General features: G+C 69.0%; 15 protein-coding genes. 6 read left to right on the forward strand and 9 right to left on the reverse strand.

Annotation, left to right across the window (positions count from 1 at the left end):
* Nucleotides 1-140: 140 nt before the first annotated feature.
* Complete coding sequence (locus ROZ37_RS20650; RefSeq protein WP_312662484.1) at nt 141-2,072, reverse strand: ATP-binding cassette domain-containing protein; 1,932 nt, start codon at nt 2,070-2,072, stop codon at nt 141-143.
* Between the two features lie 59 nt (nt 2,073-2,131).
* On the opposite strand from ROZ37_RS20650, the gene ROZ37_RS20655 reads away from it, so the two are divergent.
* Nucleotides 2,132-2,782 (forward strand): hypothetical protein, encoded by a 651-nt coding sequence (locus tag ROZ37_RS20655; RefSeq protein ID WP_312662486.1) that lies wholly within the window; start codon nt 2,132-2,134, stop codon nt 2,780-2,782.
* Between the two features lie 275 nt (nt 2,783-3,057).
* On the opposite strand, the gene ROZ37_RS20660 is transcribed toward ROZ37_RS20655, so the two are convergent.
* The 3 genes from ROZ37_RS20660 to ROZ37_RS20670 form a co-directional block, all read right to left on the reverse strand.
* On the reverse strand, nt 3,058-3,570 hold the full coding sequence (locus ROZ37_RS20660; protein ID WP_312662487.1) for a TlpA disulfide reductase family protein: 513 nt from the start codon (nt 3,568-3,570) through the stop codon (nt 3,058-3,060).
* A gap of 375 nt (nt 3,571-3,945) precedes the next feature.
* Nucleotides 3,946-4,608, reverse strand: coding sequence for a 2-hydroxychromene-2-carboxylate isomerase (locus ROZ37_RS20665; RefSeq protein WP_312662489.1), 663 nt, complete (start codon nt 4,606-4,608; stop codon nt 3,946-3,948).
* 33 nt (nt 4,609-4,641) lie between these two features.
* Entirely contained in the window at nt 4,642-5,031 is a 390-nt protein-coding gene (locus tag ROZ37_RS20670; RefSeq protein WP_312662491.1) for a DUF2917 domain-containing protein, read from the reverse strand.
* A 129-nt stretch (nt 5,032-5,160) separates the two neighbouring features.
* Between ROZ37_RS20670 and ROZ37_RS20675 the strand changes: the two genes are divergently transcribed.
* Complete coding sequence (locus ROZ37_RS20675) at nt 5,161-6,120, forward strand: LysR substrate-binding domain-containing protein (RefSeq protein ID WP_312662492.1); 960 nt, start codon at nt 5,161-5,163, stop codon at nt 6,118-6,120.
* A 25-nt stretch (nt 6,121-6,145) separates the two neighbouring features.
* On the opposite strand, the gene ROZ37_RS20680 is transcribed toward ROZ37_RS20675, so the two are convergent.
* The 5 genes from ROZ37_RS20680 to ROZ37_RS20700 all read right to left on the reverse strand — a co-directional run bounded on the left by ROZ37_RS20680 (nt 6,146) and on the right by ROZ37_RS20700 (nt 11,759).
* Nucleotides 6,146-7,057 carry a DMT family transporter gene (locus ROZ37_RS20680; RefSeq protein ID WP_312662493.1) on the reverse strand — a complete coding sequence of 304 codons (912 nt, stop codon included), beginning with the start codon at nt 7,055-7,057 and terminating at the stop codon, nt 6,146-6,148.
* A 10-nt stretch (nt 7,058-7,067) separates the two neighbouring features.
* A complete protein-coding gene (locus ROZ37_RS20685; RefSeq protein ID WP_312662494.1) occupies nt 7,068-8,123 on the reverse strand; it encodes an FAD:protein FMN transferase in 1,056 nt (351 codons plus the stop codon).
* On the reverse strand, nt 8,123-9,076 hold the full coding sequence (gene gshB / locus ROZ37_RS20690) for a glutathione synthase (RefSeq protein WP_312662495.1): 954 nt from the start codon (nt 9,074-9,076) through the stop codon (nt 8,123-8,125). Before gshB ends, ROZ37_RS20685 begins: the two co-directional genes overlap by 1 nt.
* Nucleotides 9,077-9,139: 63 nt before the next feature.
* Nucleotides 9,140-10,435 (reverse strand): glutamate--cysteine ligase, encoded by a 1,296-nt coding sequence (gshA, locus tag ROZ37_RS20695; RefSeq protein ID WP_312662497.1) that lies wholly within the window; start codon nt 10,433-10,435, stop codon nt 9,140-9,142.
* A gap of 94 nt (nt 10,436-10,529) precedes the next feature.
* A complete protein-coding gene (locus tag ROZ37_RS20700; protein WP_312662506.1) occupies nt 10,530-11,759 on the reverse strand; it encodes a class I SAM-dependent methyltransferase in 1,230 nt (409 codons plus the stop codon).
* Nucleotides 11,760-11,990: 231 nt separating this feature from the next.
* Here ROZ37_RS20700 and ROZ37_RS20705 point away from each other — a divergent pair, with 231 nt between their 5' ends.
* The 4 genes from ROZ37_RS20705 to napA all read left to right on the forward strand — a co-directional run bounded on the left by ROZ37_RS20705 (nt 11,991) and on the right by napA (nt 16,046).
* Nucleotides 11,991-12,791 carry an EcsC family protein gene (locus ROZ37_RS20705; protein WP_312662499.1) on the forward strand — a complete coding sequence of 267 codons (801 nt, stop codon included), beginning with the start codon at nt 11,991-11,993 and terminating at the stop codon, nt 12,789-12,791.
* A 312-nt stretch (nt 12,792-13,103) separates the two neighbouring features.
* Nucleotides 13,104-13,268, forward strand: a complete 165-nt coding sequence (napE, locus tag ROZ37_RS20710) for a periplasmic nitrate reductase, NapE protein (RefSeq protein WP_312662501.1) — start codon at nt 13,104-13,106, stop codon at nt 13,266-13,268.
* Entirely contained in the window at nt 13,265-13,582 is a 318-nt protein-coding gene (locus ROZ37_RS20715; protein WP_312662503.1) for a chaperone NapD, read from the forward strand. Before napE ends, ROZ37_RS20715 begins: the two co-directional genes overlap by 4 nt.
* Nucleotides 13,554-16,046, forward strand: a complete 2,493-nt coding sequence (napA, locus tag ROZ37_RS20720; protein ID WP_312662505.1) for a nitrate reductase catalytic subunit NapA — start codon at nt 13,554-13,556, stop codon at nt 16,044-16,046. Before ROZ37_RS20715 ends, napA begins: the two co-directional genes overlap by 29 nt.
* The last annotated feature ends 134 nt before the right edge of the window (nt 16,047-16,180 follow it).

A 16,180-nucleotide genomic window follows, 5' to 3' on the forward strand; every position in this document is an offset into this window, starting at 1 on the left:
TTCGCTGCGACGTCCTGCCGCGCGCAGCCAAAAGTGTGCCCAGCGAGCAGCTGCGCGGTGCGCGGAAACTCACGCGGGGGGTCCTCGACGGCTAGCACGAGGGCCCGGAAGCGCGCGCGATGCGCGTTTACCCGCCCGCTTCAGTCGGCGGGTATCGCCTCGAGCGCCTCCGAGATCTCCAGCCAGCGCAGTTCGGCCTCGTCCACCCAGCCTGCGAGCTCGGCCTGGCGCTTCAGCAGCGTCTGCAATTGCGCCGCCTCGGGGCCGGTGTACAGCGCCGGGTCGGCGAGCCGCGCGTCGAGGAGCTTCTTCTCGCCTTGCCAGCCGGCGAGCTCCTTCTCGAGCTGGTCGCGCTCCTTGACGAGCGGACGGCGCGCGGCGAGTCGCGCCTGGCGCTCGGCGGCGGACTGTTCGCGGTCGGCCTTGCGGGCCGCCTTGTCCGCGGTGCGGTCCGGGCATTTCGCCGCTTCGCTCGCCTGCGCACGGCGTTCGGCCAGCCAGTCGCGGTAGTCGTCGAGGTCGCCGTCGAACGGCTGGATGCGGCCGTCGTCGACGAGCAGGAAACGGTCGCAGGTCGCGCGCAGCAGCGCCCGGTCGTGCGACACGAGCACCATGCCGCCTTCGTAATCCTGCAGCGCGAGCGTCAGCGCGTGGCGCATTTCGAGGTCGAGGTGGTTCGTCGGCTCGTCGAGCAGCATCAGGTTCGGCCGCTGCCAGATCATCAGCGCGAGCGCGAGGCGCGATTTTTCGCCGCCCGAGAAGCTGCCACAGGGCGTCGTCGCAGGCGTCGAGGTGCCGCCGACGCCGTCGCCGCGGAAATCGAAGCCGCCGAGGTAGTCGCGCAGTTCCTGCTCGCGCGTGCGCGGGTCGAGGCGCATCAGGTGCTGCAGCGGCGATTCGTCCGGGCGCAGCGTCTCGAGCTGGTGCTGCGCGAAATAGCCGATCGCGAGGCCCTTGCCTTCGCTGCGGCTGCCGGCGGCGAGCGCGAGCTCGCCCGCGAGCAGCTTGATCAGCGTCGATTTGCCGGCGCCGTTGCGCCCGAGCAGGCCGACGCGCTCGCCGGGGCGCAGCGTCAGGCGCACGCGGTCGAGCACGGTGCGGCTGCCATAGGCAATCGCGCCGCCCTCGATCTGCAGCAGCGGATCGGGCGCGGCCGGCCCGTCGCGGAAGCTGAACGAGAACGGCGTGTCGATGTGCGCCGCGGCGATGCGCTCCATGCGCTCGAGCGCCTTGATGCGGCTCTGCGCCTGGCGCGCCTTCGTCGCCTTCGCGCGGAAGCGGCGGATGTAGTCCTCGATATGCGCGATCTCGCGTTGCTGCTTGTCGAACAGCGACTGCTGCTGCGCGAGGCGCTCGGCGCGCTGCCGTTCGAAGTCGGAATAACCGCCGGTGTAGAGCGTCAGCCGCTGCGACTCGATGTGCGCGACGTGTGTGACGCAGGCGTCGAGGAACTCGCGGTCGTGCGAGATCAGCACGAGCGTGCCGCGGTAGTCGCGCAGCCACTGCTCGAGCCATAGCACCGCGTCGAGGTCGAGGTGGTTCGTTGGCTCGTCGAGCAGCAGGAGATCCGACCGGCACATCAGCGCCTGCGCAAGGTTCAGCCGCATCCGCCAGCCGCCCGAGAAGTCCGCCACCGGGCGTTCGGGGTCGCCCGCGACGAAGCCGAGGCCGTAGAGCAGCGCCGCCGCGCGCGAGCGCGCCGCGTAGCCGCCGATTTCGTGCAGGCGCGCATGAAGCTCACCGATATGCGCGCCGTCGTGAGCCGCTTCCGCCGCGGCGAGCTTCGATTCGACGTCGCGCAGTTCGGCGTCGCCGTCGAGCACGTATTCGATTGCGGGCTTCGCGAGCGCCGGCGTCTCCTGCGCGACGTGCGCGATCTGCCAGCCGGCGGGAATCTCGAGGTCGCCCTGGTCCTGGTGCAGCTGGCCGCGCAACAACGCAAACAGGCTCGACTTGCCGGTGCCGTTCGCGCCGGTCAGGCCGACGCGCCAGCCGGGGTGGATCTGCAGCGAGGCCGCATCGACGAGGATTTTGGCGCCCCGGGCGAGGCGGAGGTTGCGGAACTGGATCACGTCAGCGAATCGAAGGGCAAAGGCGTTATTCTACGCATCCCCCAACGGACTCACGCCGAATGCCGATGATCCATCGCCTGTTGCCGCCGTTGCTGTTCGCCGCGTTCGCCGTCGCCGCGGGCGCCGCCGAGGGCGACCTCGAACGCGCCGCAGCGCTGCGCGGCGACGCGAAGACCTTGCGCGACCAGGCCGACGATACGTTGCGCGCAGCCGAACCCGGGTGCTACGAGCGCTTTCTCGTCAATCGCTGCCTCGCGAACGCGAAGGCGGCGCGCCTCGAATCGATCCGCAAGGCGCGCGAACTCGAAGCCGAAGCGGGCCGCCTCGAAGTCGCCGAACGCCAGCGCCTCGCGCAGGAGCGCGGCCTGACCGCGCCCGCGGCAGCGCCGGCTCCCGCGGCGCCGACCGAACCGAAGCCGATCGCGCCGTCGGCGGCACCCTCCAAAGGGGCGCCCACCGGCGCGGACGCCGCCCCCGTCGACCCCGAGGCGATCCGGCGCGAACGCCAGATCGAAGCCGAACGTGCGGCCGAGGCGGCGCGGGCCGAGCGGCGCGCGCTCGACGCGGAGAAGGCGCGCGAACGCGAGAAAGCCGCGGCCGATGCCGCCGAGCGCGCCGAAAAGGCGAGGCGCGACCGCGAGCGTTACGACGAGCGCATCCGCGAGCGCGAAGCGGAAAAAGCGGAAGAGGCGCGCAAGGCGTCCCAGTGAACCCGCGGGCAAGCGCGACGGGCCGCGACGCAGCAGCCGCCCGTGGGACGGGCCGGTCGCGCCCTCTTCATTCCTGCCTTTGATCCGCTAGCCGCAAATCGTGCGAGCGGCGCGGTCCTGCCGACAGCCCGCCCGCAACCCGGCGGACCCGTTTCGTGAGCGATTCCGCACTAACGCGCGGCAGACCGCGTCGGGATCGAAAGAACGCGCCCCGCCGCGGTGAGGCCCTCGATTCTCGGGGAGGCACGACGGCAAAGCCGCCCGCCCGGCCGCACTCACAGCTTGGCGCCGAACACCTGCCCGATCGCCCTGACCGCTTCGGGACTGTCCCATTCCTTCGCACCGTAGATCTTGTGCAGGATGCGCCCGTCGGCGTCGACCAGCAGCGTCAGCGGGATGCGGTCGGCGCCGAGCATGTTTTCGAGGAACAGGCGGCTGTCGATGAAGTGCGGGAACGACGTGCCCGCCTGCTGCAGGAAAGTCTTCGCGCGGTCGCTGTAGTCATCGGTCGAAATGCCGATCACATTGAAGTGCTTGCCGCCGCCGTAACGCCGCGCGAGGCGGTCGAGCGACGCCATTTCGTCGCGACAGGGCGCGCACCAGCTCGCCCAGACGTTGATGATCAGCGGCTTGCCGCGAAAGTCGGCGAGCTTCGCGGGCTTCCCCGACAGCCCGCGCATGTCGGCGTCGCGCAGCATGCCGCCGACCGGCACTTCTCCGGGCGTCGCCGCCGACGCGGGGAATGCAAAGGAAAGGGACAGCAGCAGCGCAACGAGGATCGCTTTCATCGGGGTTTCCGGCAGTCCAAAAGGGAACCGTCGGCGCAAACCCGACGGCGGGCGCGAGCATACCAACAACCGACGCACCGTTGCTTTACCTCCCTCCCGGCGAGGTTCCCCGCTCGGTCATCCGACAAAGCATGACGGGATCACACCGGAGAACCGAAACATCGCCCAGGCCGCGGGCCAGGACACGGTCGGCGCGGCGGACCGAGATACGGCCTACGCGGCGGACCCGAACAGGGCTTAAGCTGCCGATCGGGACACGGTTCTCGCCGCGCTTCGTGCTGCGGTTCGTGTTGCGAACCGAGTCGCGATTTGTGCTGCGGCGAGGACGCCCCACGCCGGCGCGCCGCCCGCCGGCAAAAAGCTCGGCCGCCCGCTTTATCGATTGGACGGCGGCCGTCCCTCGTGCGGCGCGTCCGGCTCGCCTCCGGCGCGCGCCGGCGCCCCCCGGCTGGCCCACTCGAGCGCGTCTTCGAGGCGGTCGTTGCCCCAGAACAATTCCTCTCCAACGCGGAAGCTCGGCGCACCGAACATGCCGTGCACCGTCGCCTGCTCGGTCTGGCGGCGCAGCGCTATCTTGTTGTCCTCGACGAGCGCCGCGGCGAGCAACTCCCCCGCGGGCAGGCCGAGCCCCGACAGGATCTCGGCGACGACCGTCGGCTCGCCGATATCGCGGTCGTCGGCGAAGTTCGCGCGCATCACGTCGCGCGAGAACGGCGCGATCCAGCCTGCGTCGGCACCGAGCAGCGCGACGCGCGCGGCGAGCAGGCCGTCGCGCGGAAACCGGCTCGGGACACGGAACGGCAGGTCGTATTTGTCCGCGAGGCGGGAAAGATCGCGCCACATGTAGCGCCCCTTCGGCGGATAGATGTTGAACGGCGAGTCGTTCCACCCGAGCGCGAGGAACACCGGCCCGAGCAGGAACGGCCGCCAGTCGATGTCGACGCCGGCTGCGTCGGCAAGCGCTTCGACGCGCATCACCGAAAGATAGGAATAGGAACTCGCAAACTCGTACCAGAACTCGATCCGCGGCCGCAGCATGCCCTGCCCTCCGTCCCTGCGCGTCGTTGCACTTTAGTCCATTCCCGCCTGCGCGGGCGGGCCGAAATGAAGTCGCGACGCGAGGCGCCGGATGGCGCCGTGTCGTACGCCGCGCGTCACCACCTTGTCGACGAGCGCGGCGGCAAGGCGCATCGCCTTCGACCGCCACGGATTCCCCGCCGCGGGCGGCGCCGGCTGCGTGACGACGAGTTCGGCAGCGCCGCGCGGCGTGATCACGACTTCCGCCGCACGCCGCAGCGCGAGCAACTGCCCGGGCTGCAGGACGACATCCTGCGAATCGCCGCCCTGCGTCAGCCACACGCAGCCGCTGCGCACGGCGATTACGACCGGGTCCGGCGTGTCCAGCACGAACACGTCGCGCGGCGCGAGCACGACGCGCCCGAGCTCGGAGTGCAGGCCCATGCTAAGCTCCTTTTCGGGCCGCCATGGATGCGCGTTTCGCATCCTTATTGATGCCCGACAGTCGCAGCTTGTGCTTCAGACTGCTCGTCGACAAACGCGAAATACGCATCTCATCGATGCGCCACACTCATGCATAGCCCGCTCGCACACCCTCCGCCGCTCGAGCCGCTGCGCGGCTTCGTGTCCGCCGCGCGACATCTGAGCTTCACGCGCGCGGCCGCAGAGCTGTTCCTGACGCAGTCGGCGATCAGCCGCCAGGTGCAGGCCCTCGAAGCCGCGCTCGGCGTGCCCTTGTTCGTTCGCGGCATCCGCAGTCTCGCGCTGACTCCGGCCGGCGCGCGGCTGGCGATCGCCGCCGACGGCTGGCTCGCCGAGTACGGGACGCTCGCGGACGAGCTGCGCGGGCCGGCCGCCCGTCCGGTCACCGTCACCGCGACGATCGGCATCGCCGCGCTGTGGCTCGTGCCCCGCCTGTCGCGATTCCAGGATCTCCATCCCGACGTCGACGTGCGCCTCGCGGCGGGCAACCGGATCCTCGACCTCGCGCGCGAAGGCATCGACCTCGCAGTGCGCTACTGCGCCGAGCGCGACGCGCCGGCCGGCGCGGCACCGCTGTTCGGCGAATCGACGGTGCCAGTCGCGAGTCCCGCGCTCGCCGCTCGCCGGCTCGACCGTGACACGCTGCCCGACACCGTGCTGCTCGACTTCGACGACGTCCGCTACCCGTGGCTGCGCTGGGGGCACTGGCTGACGACCTTGGGACTCGACGGCGTGCGCCCGCGCGCGGTGCTCGTGTTCAACCAGTACGACCAGCTGATCCAGGCCGCGGTCGCCGGACAAGGGGTCGCGATAGGCCGCGCGCAGCTCGTCGACCGCCTGATTGCCGGCGGACAGCTAAAGATCGTCGGCGACGGCCGCACGGAAGTCACTGGCCGCGCGTTCTGGCTCGTCCGCGCACCCGGCAGCGAGCGGCCGGAAGTCGCCCGCTTCGCGGACTGGCTCCTTGCGGAAGCCACGGCGACCGGAGCGACGGCATCATTGGTGATCGAGCGGGGCGACGAATTTCACGGTGGATCGGCGCAGACGTGACGCGCCGCGCGCCGCCCCCGGGCCGTCAGCGACGATTCGGCGGTGCCGCGGGCACGGTCCGGTTCGCGGTCCAGATCCCGCTGCCGACGAGCGCGAGCGCGGCGAACACTGCGGGGGTCAGCGCTTCGCCGAGCAGGATGCCGCCCGCGAGCACGCCCATCACCGGCGTGAGGAACGAGAACGACGACAGGCGCGTCGGCGGGTACTGGCTGATGAGCCAGAACCACGCGAGGTAGCTCGCGCCGGCGACGGCGACGGTCTGGAACGCGAGGCTGGCCCAGACGGCCGGGGTCGGCGCGAAGACGCCGGGTTCGCCGAACGCGAGCGACAGCAAGGGCAGCACCACCGCCGAGACGCCGAGCTGGTACAGCAGCGTCTTCTCGACCGGCGCGCGCACGAGCGGCGAGACCTTGACGGTCAGCGTCGTCGCCGCCCACAGGATCGCGGCGACGACCATCATCAGGTCGCCGACCCACGCGCGGCCCATCGGCTGCAGCAGGTTTTCGCCGAACAGCAGCACGACGCCGGCGAACGCGAGCGCCATGCCGACCCACTGGGCACGGCGCATCGGCTCGTGCGGCAGCAACCAGACGGCGCCGATCGCGACGAAGAACGGTGCCATGTAAAGGAAGATCACGCCGCGCGACGCGTTCGTGAACTCGAGCGCCCAGAAGATCAGCGCGAACTCGAACGCGAACAGCAAGCCCGCGACGAGGCCGGGCGCGAGCGTGCCGTCGGCCGACCACAGTCGCACCCCGCGCAGGCTCGCCCACGCCCAGACCATCAGCGTCGCGCCGATCGAGCGCAGCCCTGCCTGCCAGATCGGCGAGATGCCGGCATTCGCGAGCTTGATCGCGACCTGCTGCAGCCCCCAGACCGCACACAGCAGCACCATCAGGCTCATCGCGAAACGGTCGAGATGCGGGCGCGGCGGCATCGGCACGGCCTCAGTCGACGACGGTGATCGGCGGTGGATCCGACGGGAATTGCAGCCGCGCGCGCAGCTCGCGCGTGACTTCGATGCGGCCGTCGGCGGTGACGCGCAACGCGTGGTCGATGCCGAAGCGGCGCGTGTATTCCCGCCAGTTGTCGCCGGCGATGAATGCCGGCTTGCTCGCCGCATCGGACAGGGTGCCCGCGCCCTGGCGCGGTGTCACCAGCACCGTCACCGACTGCGACTCGTGCGCCGGACCGCCGGTGCGCGGGTCGAGCAGGTGCGAGTAGCGGTAGCCGTTGATCTCGAAATAGCGCTGGTAGTCGCCCGACGTGCCGATCGCCTCGCCGTCGTACAGCGGCAGCGTCGCGAGCGGCCGCGGCTCGCGCGGATGCTGCAGGCCGAGCCGCCACGGCGTGTCGCCCTTCTGGCCGAGCGCCATCACGTTGCCGCCGATATTCACGAGCGCGTTCTTGACGCCCTTGTCCTTGAGGATCGCCATTGCGCGGTCGAGCGCGTAGCCCTTGGCGTAGCCGCCGAGATCGAGCTGGACCATCGGGTTGCGGCTCTCGACGCGGTTGCCGGTGATCACGAGATCCGACATCCGCGGGCGCGCCTCGATGATCGATTGCAGCGCGCCGGGTTCCGGCAGGTGCGGAACGAACTCGTCGCTGTGGAAGCCCCACAGCGCGATCAGCCGGCCCATCGCCGGGTTGAAGAGTCCGTCACCCATCGCCGACAGCCGCTGCGCGTCGGTCAGCATCGCGGCGAGCTCGTCCGACACGACCGCGGCCTTGCCGCTCGCGATGGCCTCGTTCAGCGCGGTCAGCTCCGACGGCTGCCACGCGTGGTACGCGCGGTGCAGCCGGTCGAACTCCTGCAGCACCGCCGCCATCGCGTCGGCCGCGCGTTCGTTCGACTCGCCGTACACGGTGACATCGACGCGCGTGCCGAAGACGTAGGCTTCCTGGTGGAAGAGCTGCGGCGGCGAACACGCGGCGAGCAGCGCAGCGAACGCCAACGTGAGTACCGCCGCGGCGAGGCGGCCGGCGAACCGGGATCGCGACATCAGGCGCAGGCCCGTTCGAGGCGGTCGACGAACAGCCCGGCGACCGAGAAGCCCGTCTGCGCGGCGATCTCGACGAAGCAGGTCGGACTCGTGACGTTGATCTCGGTAAGCTGGCCGCCGATGACGTCGAGCCCGACGACCATCAGGCCGCGCCCCCACAGGATCGGCGCGAGGGTTTCGGCGATCTCGCGCTCGGCCGGCGTCAGCGGCATCGCGACGCCACGGCCGCCGGCAGCGAGATTGCCGCGCGTCTCGCCGGCCTTCGGGATGCGCGCGAGCGCGTACGGCACGACTTCTCCGCCGATGATCAGCACGCGCTTGTCGCCGTCGGCGATCGCCGGCAGATAACGCTGCGCCATGATCGTGCGCTGGCCTTCGTGCGTCAGCGTCTCGAGGATCACGTTGCGGTTCGGATCGTCGGCGCGGACACGGAAGATCTGGCTGCCGCCCATGCCGTCGAGCGGCTTCAGGATCACGTCGCCGAGCTCGTCGATGAAGGCGTCGAGCTCGGCCGAGTCGCGCGCCACGAGCGTCGTCGCGGTGAATTGCGGGAATTCGGTGATCGCGATCTTCTCGGAATGATCGCGGATCGCACGCGGATCGTTGAAGACGCGCGCGCCGGCCGCGACCGCGCGTTCGAGCAGCCACGACGCCGTGATGTACTCGAAATCGAACGGCGGGTCCTGGCGCATCACGACCGCGTCGAACGCGCTGAGCGGGTACACCGCGTCTTCGCCGATGTCGTACCAGCCGCGATCGTCCGCGCGCGTGCGGATCGCGTGCGCGCGCGCGGCGACCGTGCCGTCGCGCCACGTCAGCGCCTCGCGCTGGATCGCGAATACCGCGTGGCCGCGCGAATGCGCCTCGCGCATCATCGCGATGCTCGAATCCTTGTAGGCCTTCAATCCGTGCAGCGGGTCGAGGATGAAGGCGAGTTTCAGGTGTCGCGACATAGAGGGTTACGCCCTGTTGGGCCGCTGGCTGCGGTTTCTTGTTGATCGACTCGCGCGGGCGGCTCAGGCGACGAGTTCGGCTTCGGCGGGCGCGGTTTCCTCGATCTCGACGGACGCCGCGAGCAGCGCGAGGCGCGCGACGACGCCGTAGGCGTAGAAGCGGTTCGGCGCCGCGTCCGGCCCCTGGCGGCAGTCGGGCAGCGAGCAGCAGGTCTCGAACGCGAGCGGCTTGAAGTGCATCCCCGGCGCGTTGAGGTTCTCGTCGCGCGCGCGCTCGGTATGCACGCGGTAGAAGCCGCCGACGACGTAGTGGTCGATCATATAGACGACCGGCTCGGCCACCGCGTCGTCGACGGTCTCGAAGGTGTGCACGCCCTCCTGGATGATGACTTCGTGCACTTCGAGGCCTTCCTTGACGACGCTCATCTTGTTGCGCTGGCGGCGGTTCAGCCCGCGCACTTCGGACGCGTCGCGCACCGTCATCACGCCCATCCCGTACGTGCCCGCGTCGGCCTTGACGACGACGAACGGCGTCTCGTCGATGCCGTACTCGCGGTATTTCTCGCGGATGCGTCGCAGCAGCGCATCGACCTGATCCGCGAGGCATTCCTCGCCGGTGCGCTCCTGGAAGTTGATCTGGCCGCAGACGCCGAACTCGGGGTTGATGCGCCACGGGTCGATGCCGATCAGTTCGGCGAATTCGCGCGCGACGCGGTCGTACGCGGCGGCGTGCACCGACTTGCGACGCGTGTGCCAGCCCGCGTGCAGCGGCGGGATCAGCCACTGGTCATCGAGACCTTTGAGAATGGCCGGCACGCCGCCCGACAGGTCGTTGTTCAGCAGCACCGCGCAGGGTTCGAAGCCGGCGAGGCCGAGGCGTCCGCCGCGCCGTTCGAGCGGCTCGAGCGTCAGTGAACTGCCGTTCGCGAGCTCGAGCGTCGTCGGCGCGGTGATCTCGGGCAACAGCGAGCCGATGCGCACGTCGAGCCCGGTCAATTCGAGCACCGACACGAGCTTTGCGACATTCTGCAGGTAGAACTGGTTGCGCGTGTGGTTCTCGGGAATCAGCAGCAGCTCGCGCGCGTCGGGGCACATCCGTTCGATCGCCGCCTGCGCCGCCTGCACGCACAGCGGCATGAACGCGTCGTTGAGGTTGTTGAAGCCGCCGGGGAAAAGATTCAGGTCGACCGGCGCGAGCTTGAAGCCGGAGTTGCGCAGATCGGTCGAACCGTAAAACGGCGGCAGATGGTCCTGCCACTGGGCGCGCATCCAGCGCTCGATTTCGGTCGCCTGGTCGAGGAAGCGCTTTTCCAGTTCCAGCAGCGGGCCGCTGAGGGCGGTAGTCAGATGAGGCACCATGGAAAATTTCCCGGAAAAGACCGCGAACGCGCCGCGGCAATTTTGAATTGCGGCCAATCTTACACTACGCAGTCGTCCCGCATTCCCGTATGGTTCAGACCGCCGCGAAGGCGCGAAAGTGCTCCGGAAGCGGCGCATTTTCAAGGCTGCGCTGCGAAAAAAGGAAGCGGCCGTCACAAACGAAGCCGAGATCGGCCCAGTCGATCGCGTTCAGCGCGTCGCGCAATGCCGCCGGATCGACGTCGTCGCGACGCGGGAAAACCGCGAGCACCGAGCCGTCGTAGTGCGGACAGTCGTGCAGGAAAAACGGCTGCGGCGCGCGTGTGCGGCCGTTCACATACACCCGCGGCCGTACCGACTGGTAGTAGCCGCGACCCCAGTGCCACCAGTTCGACTCGTCGAACGGCTGCACGCGCCGTGCGATCAGCCGCCCCTTGTGCGGCTGCAGCGCCGGCGGCGGCGGATCCTCGGGCGCAACCCACAGCATTCGCCGCGTTTCGCCGGTCCTGACCGTCGACGAGCAGACGAAGTCCCGATTGCTGCCGACCGCGTCCGCGTACAGGTCGTCGGCCCCCGATACCGCGCCGACCTTGACGAACGCGACGTCGGACAGGCGCAGCGGATAGTCGCCGCGCGTGAACATCAGGTGGCCGGCGCATTCGATCAGGTGGCGAGTCTGCCAGCGCGGCGCGGCGAGCGCGGCGGCGAGGGGATCGGCGACGCCGATCTCGGCGTAGCGCATTTCTCGGTCGAAGCGGCCCTTCTCGAAACGCCAGATCAGGCAGTTCGGCACCGCGTCGTCGAACACGCGCGCGTCACCGAGCTCGATCGCGTCGGTGATCGTGCCGCTCGCGAACAGCAGCCGGTTGAGCTTCACCGCCGACGTCACCTTGAGGAAGTCGCGCGGCGTGATGAAGATCAGCTCGCCGCCGGGCGCGAGGTGGCGCAGGCATTTCTCGATGAAGAAGAGATACAGGTTCGAACGGCCGTCGAAATGCTCGGCGACGAGCAGCTTGCGCGTCGCGGCGGGAATGTCCTGGAAGCGCACGTACGGCGGGTTGCCGATGATCGTGTCGAACTGCTCGGCGACCGGGTACGCGAAGAAATCGAGGTTCAGCGCATCGGGCGGGCAGTGCGCGGCGTCGAACTCGATGCCGATCGCGCCGGGCAGATGACGCAGGAACGCGCCGTCGCCGCACGCCGGTTCGAGCGTGCGCCCGTTGTTGCGCCGCAGCCGCAGCATCGCCTGCACGACCGCATCCGGCGTGAACACCTGGCCGAGCGCGGCGACGTCGCGCAGGCCGAGCCCAAGCTGGGCGCTCATCGGCCGCGGGTCGGCCGGGAAGCGGGCGGGAGTCGGACGCGGCGCGCGCGTCGGGCGAATCGTCATCGGGCGGGGTTCCACGGCAAGGCAGGGCGGCAATCGCAAAGCCCCGGGAAGATAAACCGTCGCGAACGCCGAAGCAACGCGACCTCGACACACGACGACGGCCGCCTCCGAGAACGGGAACCGCGGCCGCCACCGCACCTCTGACAGCTGTTACCGGAGCTGCCGATGCAATTGACTGGGAACGACCTCGACGACCTGCGCGCGGCGCACGAACTGCTCGAAAATCCGGGCCTCGCGGCGAAGATCAGCGACGTCGTCGGCTCGCCGCTGGAGCGCGGCTTCGCGATGCTGCCGAAGCGCTGGAGCGACGCCGTGAACAACGCGACGCAACGGGCGATCACGACCTCGCTCGACGTCGCGCTGCGCACGCTCGGGCCCGCCGGGGCGGGCGACGCGCCCTCGGCGTCGAACCGCTGGCACAAGATCGTCGTCGGCACCGCCGGCGCCGCGGGCGGCGCGTTCGGGCTCGCCGCGCTCGCGGTCGAACTGCCGGTGTCGACGACGATCATGCTGCGCTCGATCGCCGACATCGCGCGCAGCGAAGGCGAGGACCTCGCGAGCCCCGAGGCGCGGCTGCAATGCGTGCAAGTGCTCGCGCTCGGCGGGCGCTCCGCGAAGGACGACGCCGCCGAGACCGGCTACTTCGCCGCGCGCGCGGCGATGGCACGCGCGGTGTCGGACGCCGCGCGGCACTTCGCACAGCGGGGCACGCTGCACAAGGGCGCGCCCGCGATCGTCCAGCTGATCGCGCAAGTCACGTCGCGCTTCTCGATCAACGTGTCGCAGAAGGTCGCCGCCCAGGCGGTGCCGATCGTCGGCGCGGTCGGTGGCGCCGTCATCAACACCTTGTTCATCGACCACTTCCAGGACATGGCGCGCGGTCATTTCGTCGTGCGGCGCCTCGAACGGCGCTACGGCGCGGAAGCGGTCGAGGAGGTCTACAAGCAGTTGGGGGAGCGAAACTGAGCAAGCGCCCGGCTGCATCATCGCGGGTCGCGGAACCGCGCGCACGCTAGACCGAACGCGCAGCCGTCGTTGTAAGAATTTCCCCATGCGTCTGTACATCCTGCCGCCGCATCCGATCCGCGCGTCGCCGCGTCGCGGCTGATCGCAACGTCGAAGTCGCCCTGCGCGTGGATCCGGCCGATCACGCCCGCACTCCGATGCGCGGTCGCCAGGTCATCGCGGGCCCGGAGCAAGAATTGCAAGCCGTTGCGCCGATGCCGGCGCGGTGCGGTGTTCGCCCCCGCCGCTCGCCCCACGACCCGGAGCAACGACATGGCCCCGCAATCGTCCGCCCCTTCGACCCGGCAGGAAGAACTGCGCAGCTTCCTGTTCCTCGCGATCGTGATGGCGCCGGTGCTCGCGATCATCGTCGTCGGCGGGTACGGCTTCACGGTGTGGATGTTCCAGCTGCTGACCGGACAGCTCCCGACCGCATGATGCCGACCGCCGCGCCCGACCCCTCCGCCGAAGTCCACATCGCCGGCATCCTCGTCCAGGCGCGCAGCGCCGATGGCGCGCGCATTGCCGACGCGGTGCGCGCATTGCCGGGGCTCGAAGTCCCATCGGTCGCCGACGGCCGGCTCGTCATCGTCGCCGAATGCGCGAACGCCCGCGAGATCGTCGACCGGATCGACCGCATCCGCGCGCTGCAGGGCGTGCTGAACGTCGCTCTCGTATACCAGCACGCCGAATCCCTCGGCGCGATGGAGGAGGAAATGTCCGATGAAACTGACCCGCCGGGAGTTCATTAAGCACTCGGCCGCTGCCGCGACCGCGGCCGCCGCGGGGCTGCCGCCCGACACGCTCGGCCAGAACATCGTCACCGAGCGGCTGCTGACCCAGCTCAAATGGGACAAGGCGCCGTGCCGCTTCTGCGGCGTCGGCTGCGGCGTCAATGTCGGCGTCAAGGACGGCCAGGTCGTCGCGACGCACGGCGACATCAACGCCGAGGTCAATCGCGGCATCAACTGCGTCAAGGGCTATTTCCTGTCGAAGATCATGTACGGCGCCGACCGACTGACCGAGCCGCTGTTGCGCCAGACGAACGGGCAGTACGACAAGGACGGCGAGCTCACGCCGGTGTCGTGGGAGCGCGCATTCGACGTGATGGCCGAGCAGTTCAAGAAGGTGCTGAAGGACAAGGGGCCGACCGGCGTCGGCATGTTCGGCTCGGGCCAATGGACGATCTGGGAAGGCTATGCTGCAGCGAAGCTGATGAAGGCCGGCTTCCGCTCGAACAACCTTGACCCGAACGCCCGCCACTGCATGGCGAGCGCGGTCGCCGGCTTCATGCGCACCTTCGGCATGGACGAGCCGATGGGCTGCTACGACGACATCGAGCAGACCGACGCCTTCGTGCTATGGGGCTCGAACATGGCCGAGATGCACCCGATCCTGTGGACCCGGGTGACCGACCGCCGACTGTCGGCGCCCCATGTGCAGGTCGCGGTGCTGTCGGTGTTCGAGCACCGCAGCTACGACCTCGCCGACCTCACGATGACTTTCCGACCGCAGACCGACCTCGCGATCTTGAACTACATCGCGAACCACATCATCAGGACGAACAAGGTGAACCGCGAGTTCGTGAACCGGCACACGCGGTTCATGGTCGGCAACACCGACATCGGCTACGGCCTGCGCCCCGAGCATCCGCTGCAGAAGGCGAAGAACGTCGGCGATCCGGGCGGCGGCAAATCTGCGAGCTTCGACGAATACGCGGCGTTCGTCGCGAAGTACGACCTCGACAGCGTCGCGAAGCTGTCCAATGTGCCGAAGGAGCGACTGCAGCGGCTCGCCGAGCTGTACGCCGATCCGTCGAAGAGCGTCGTCTCGTTCTTCACGATGGGCTTCAACCAGCACACGCGCGGCACCTGGTGCAGTCACCTGCTGTACAACCTGCATCTCTTGACCGGGAAGATCTCGGCACCCGGCAACGGCCCGTTCTCGCTGACCGGCCAGCCATCGGCCTGCGGCACCGCGCGCGAGGTCGGCACCTTCTCGCACCGGCTGCCGGCCGACATGGTCGTCACGAAGCCCGAGCACCGCGCGACCGCGGAAAAGATCTGGAAGCTGCCGCCGGGGACGATCCCCGACAAGCCCGGCTACCACGCGGTGCTGCAGAGCCGCATGTTGAAGGACGGCAAGCTCAACGCGTACTGGGTGATGTGCAACAACAACATGCAGGCGGGGCCGAACATCATGCAGGAGATATGGCCCGGCTTCCGCAACCCGGCGAACTTCGTCGTCGTGTCCGACCCCTACCCCACGGTCTCGACGCTCGCCGCCGACCTCGTGCTGCCGACCGCGATGTGGGTCGAAAAGGAAGGCGCCTACGGCAACGCCGAGCGGCGCACGCAGTTCTGGCACCAGCTCGTCAAGGCGCCGGGGCAGGCGCGCTCGGACCTGTGGCAGATCGCCGAATTCTCGAAACGTTTCCGCATGGACGAAGTGTGGCCGAAGGAGCTTCTCGACCAGGCGCCGCAATGGCGCGACAAGACGATGTTCGATCTGCTGTTCAGGAACGGCAACGTGGACCGCTTCCCGAAGACCGACCTCGCGCGCGGCTACCTTAATGACGAAGTCGACGCGTTCGGCTTCTACATCCAGAAGGGGCTGTTCGAGGAATACGCGCAGTTCGGCCGCGGTCACGGCCACGACCTCGCGCCCTTCGACACCTACCACGAAGTGCGCGGCCTGCGCTGGCCGGTCGTCGACGGCAAGGAGACGCGCTGGCGCTACCGCGAGGGCTACGACCCGTACGTGAAGGCCGGTCAGGGCGTGCAGTTCTACGGCAATCCCGACGGCAAGGCGGTGATCTACGCGCTGCCGTACGAACCCGCGGCCGAGGAGCCGGACAAGGAATTCCCGTACTGGCTGTGCACCGGCCGGGTGCTCGAGCACTGGCATTCCGGCACGATGACGCGGCGCGTGCCGGAGCTCTATCGCGCGGTGCCGAACGCGGTGTGCTACATGCACCCCGAGGACGCGCGCAAGCTCGGCGTGCGCCGCGGCGACGAGATCGAGATCGTGTCGCGGCGCGGCGCGATGAAGACGCGCGTCGAAACGCGCGGCCGCGACAAGCCGCCGCCGGGGCTCGTGTTCGTGCCGTTTTTCGACGCGAGCCAGCTGATCAACAAGTGCACCCTCGACGCGACCTGTCCGATCTCGCTGCAGGCGGACTTCAAGAAATGCGCGGTGAATATCCGCAAGGTCTAGCAGGGTGTTGATTTACGATAAATCCTAGTATTGGCGGGTATTTCAGGGCTGATATAATTCCATTCGAATCAACAAATCAATAATCTCGATGCGTGGCACCGACCACAAACAGAACGCTCTGTTCAGTTACGTCA

The organism is Aromatoleum sp., from assembly GCF_032027225.1.
Classification (GTDB): domain Bacteria; phylum Pseudomonadota; class Gammaproteobacteria; order Burkholderiales; family Rhodocyclaceae; genus Aromatoleum.

Excerpts from the sequence above, each read along its gene's own strand:
- napE (WP_312662501.1), top strand. The coding sequence starts at position 13,104 with ATGGCCCCGCAATCGTCCGCCCCTTCGACCCGGCAGGAAGAACTGCGC.
- ROZ37_RS20680 (WP_312662493.1), bottom strand. The coding sequence starts at position 7,057 with ATGCCGCCGCGCCCGCATCTCGACCGTTTCGCGATGAGCCTGATGGTG.
- ROZ37_RS20655 (WP_312662486.1), top strand. The coding sequence starts at position 2,132 with ATGCCGATGATCCATCGCCTGTTGCCGCCGTTGCTGTTCGCCGCGTTC.
- ROZ37_RS20665 (WP_312662489.1), bottom strand. The coding sequence starts at position 4,608 with ATGCTGCGGCCGCGGATCGAGTTCTGGTACGAGTTTGCGAGTTCCTAT.
- gshA (WP_312662497.1), bottom strand. The coding sequence starts at position 10,435 with ATGGTGCCTCATCTGACTACCGCCCTCAGCGGCCCGCTGCTGGAACTG.
- ROZ37_RS20670 (WP_312662491.1), bottom strand. The coding sequence starts at position 5,031 with ATGGGCCTGCACTCCGAGCTCGGGCGCGTCGTGCTCGCGCCGCGCGAC.
- gshB (WP_312662495.1), bottom strand. The coding sequence starts at position 9,076 with ATGTCGCGACACCTGAAACTCGCCTTCATCCTCGACCCGCTGCACGGA.
- ROZ37_RS20675 (WP_312662492.1), top strand. The coding sequence starts at position 5,161 with ATGCATAGCCCGCTCGCACACCCTCCGCCGCTCGAGCCGCTGCGCGGC.
- ROZ37_RS20705 (WP_312662499.1), top strand. The coding sequence starts at position 11,991 with ATGCAATTGACTGGGAACGACCTCGACGACCTGCGCGCGGCGCACGAA.
- ROZ37_RS20660 (WP_312662487.1), bottom strand. The coding sequence starts at position 3,570 with ATGAAAGCGATCCTCGTTGCGCTGCTGCTGTCCCTTTCCTTTGCATTC.
- ROZ37_RS20685 (WP_312662494.1), bottom strand. The coding sequence starts at position 8,123 with ATGTCGCGATCCCGGTTCGCCGGCCGCCTCGCCGCGGCGGTACTCACG.
- ROZ37_RS20715 (WP_312662503.1), top strand. The coding sequence starts at position 13,265 with ATGATGCCGACCGCCGCGCCCGACCCCTCCGCCGAAGTCCACATCGCC.
- ROZ37_RS20700 (WP_312662506.1), bottom strand. The coding sequence starts at position 11,759 with ATGAGCGCCCAGCTTGGGCTCGGCCTGCGCGACGTCGCCGCGCTCGGC.
- napA (WP_312662505.1), top strand. The coding sequence starts at position 13,554 with ATGAAACTGACCCGCCGGGAGTTCATTAAGCACTCGGCCGCTGCCGCG.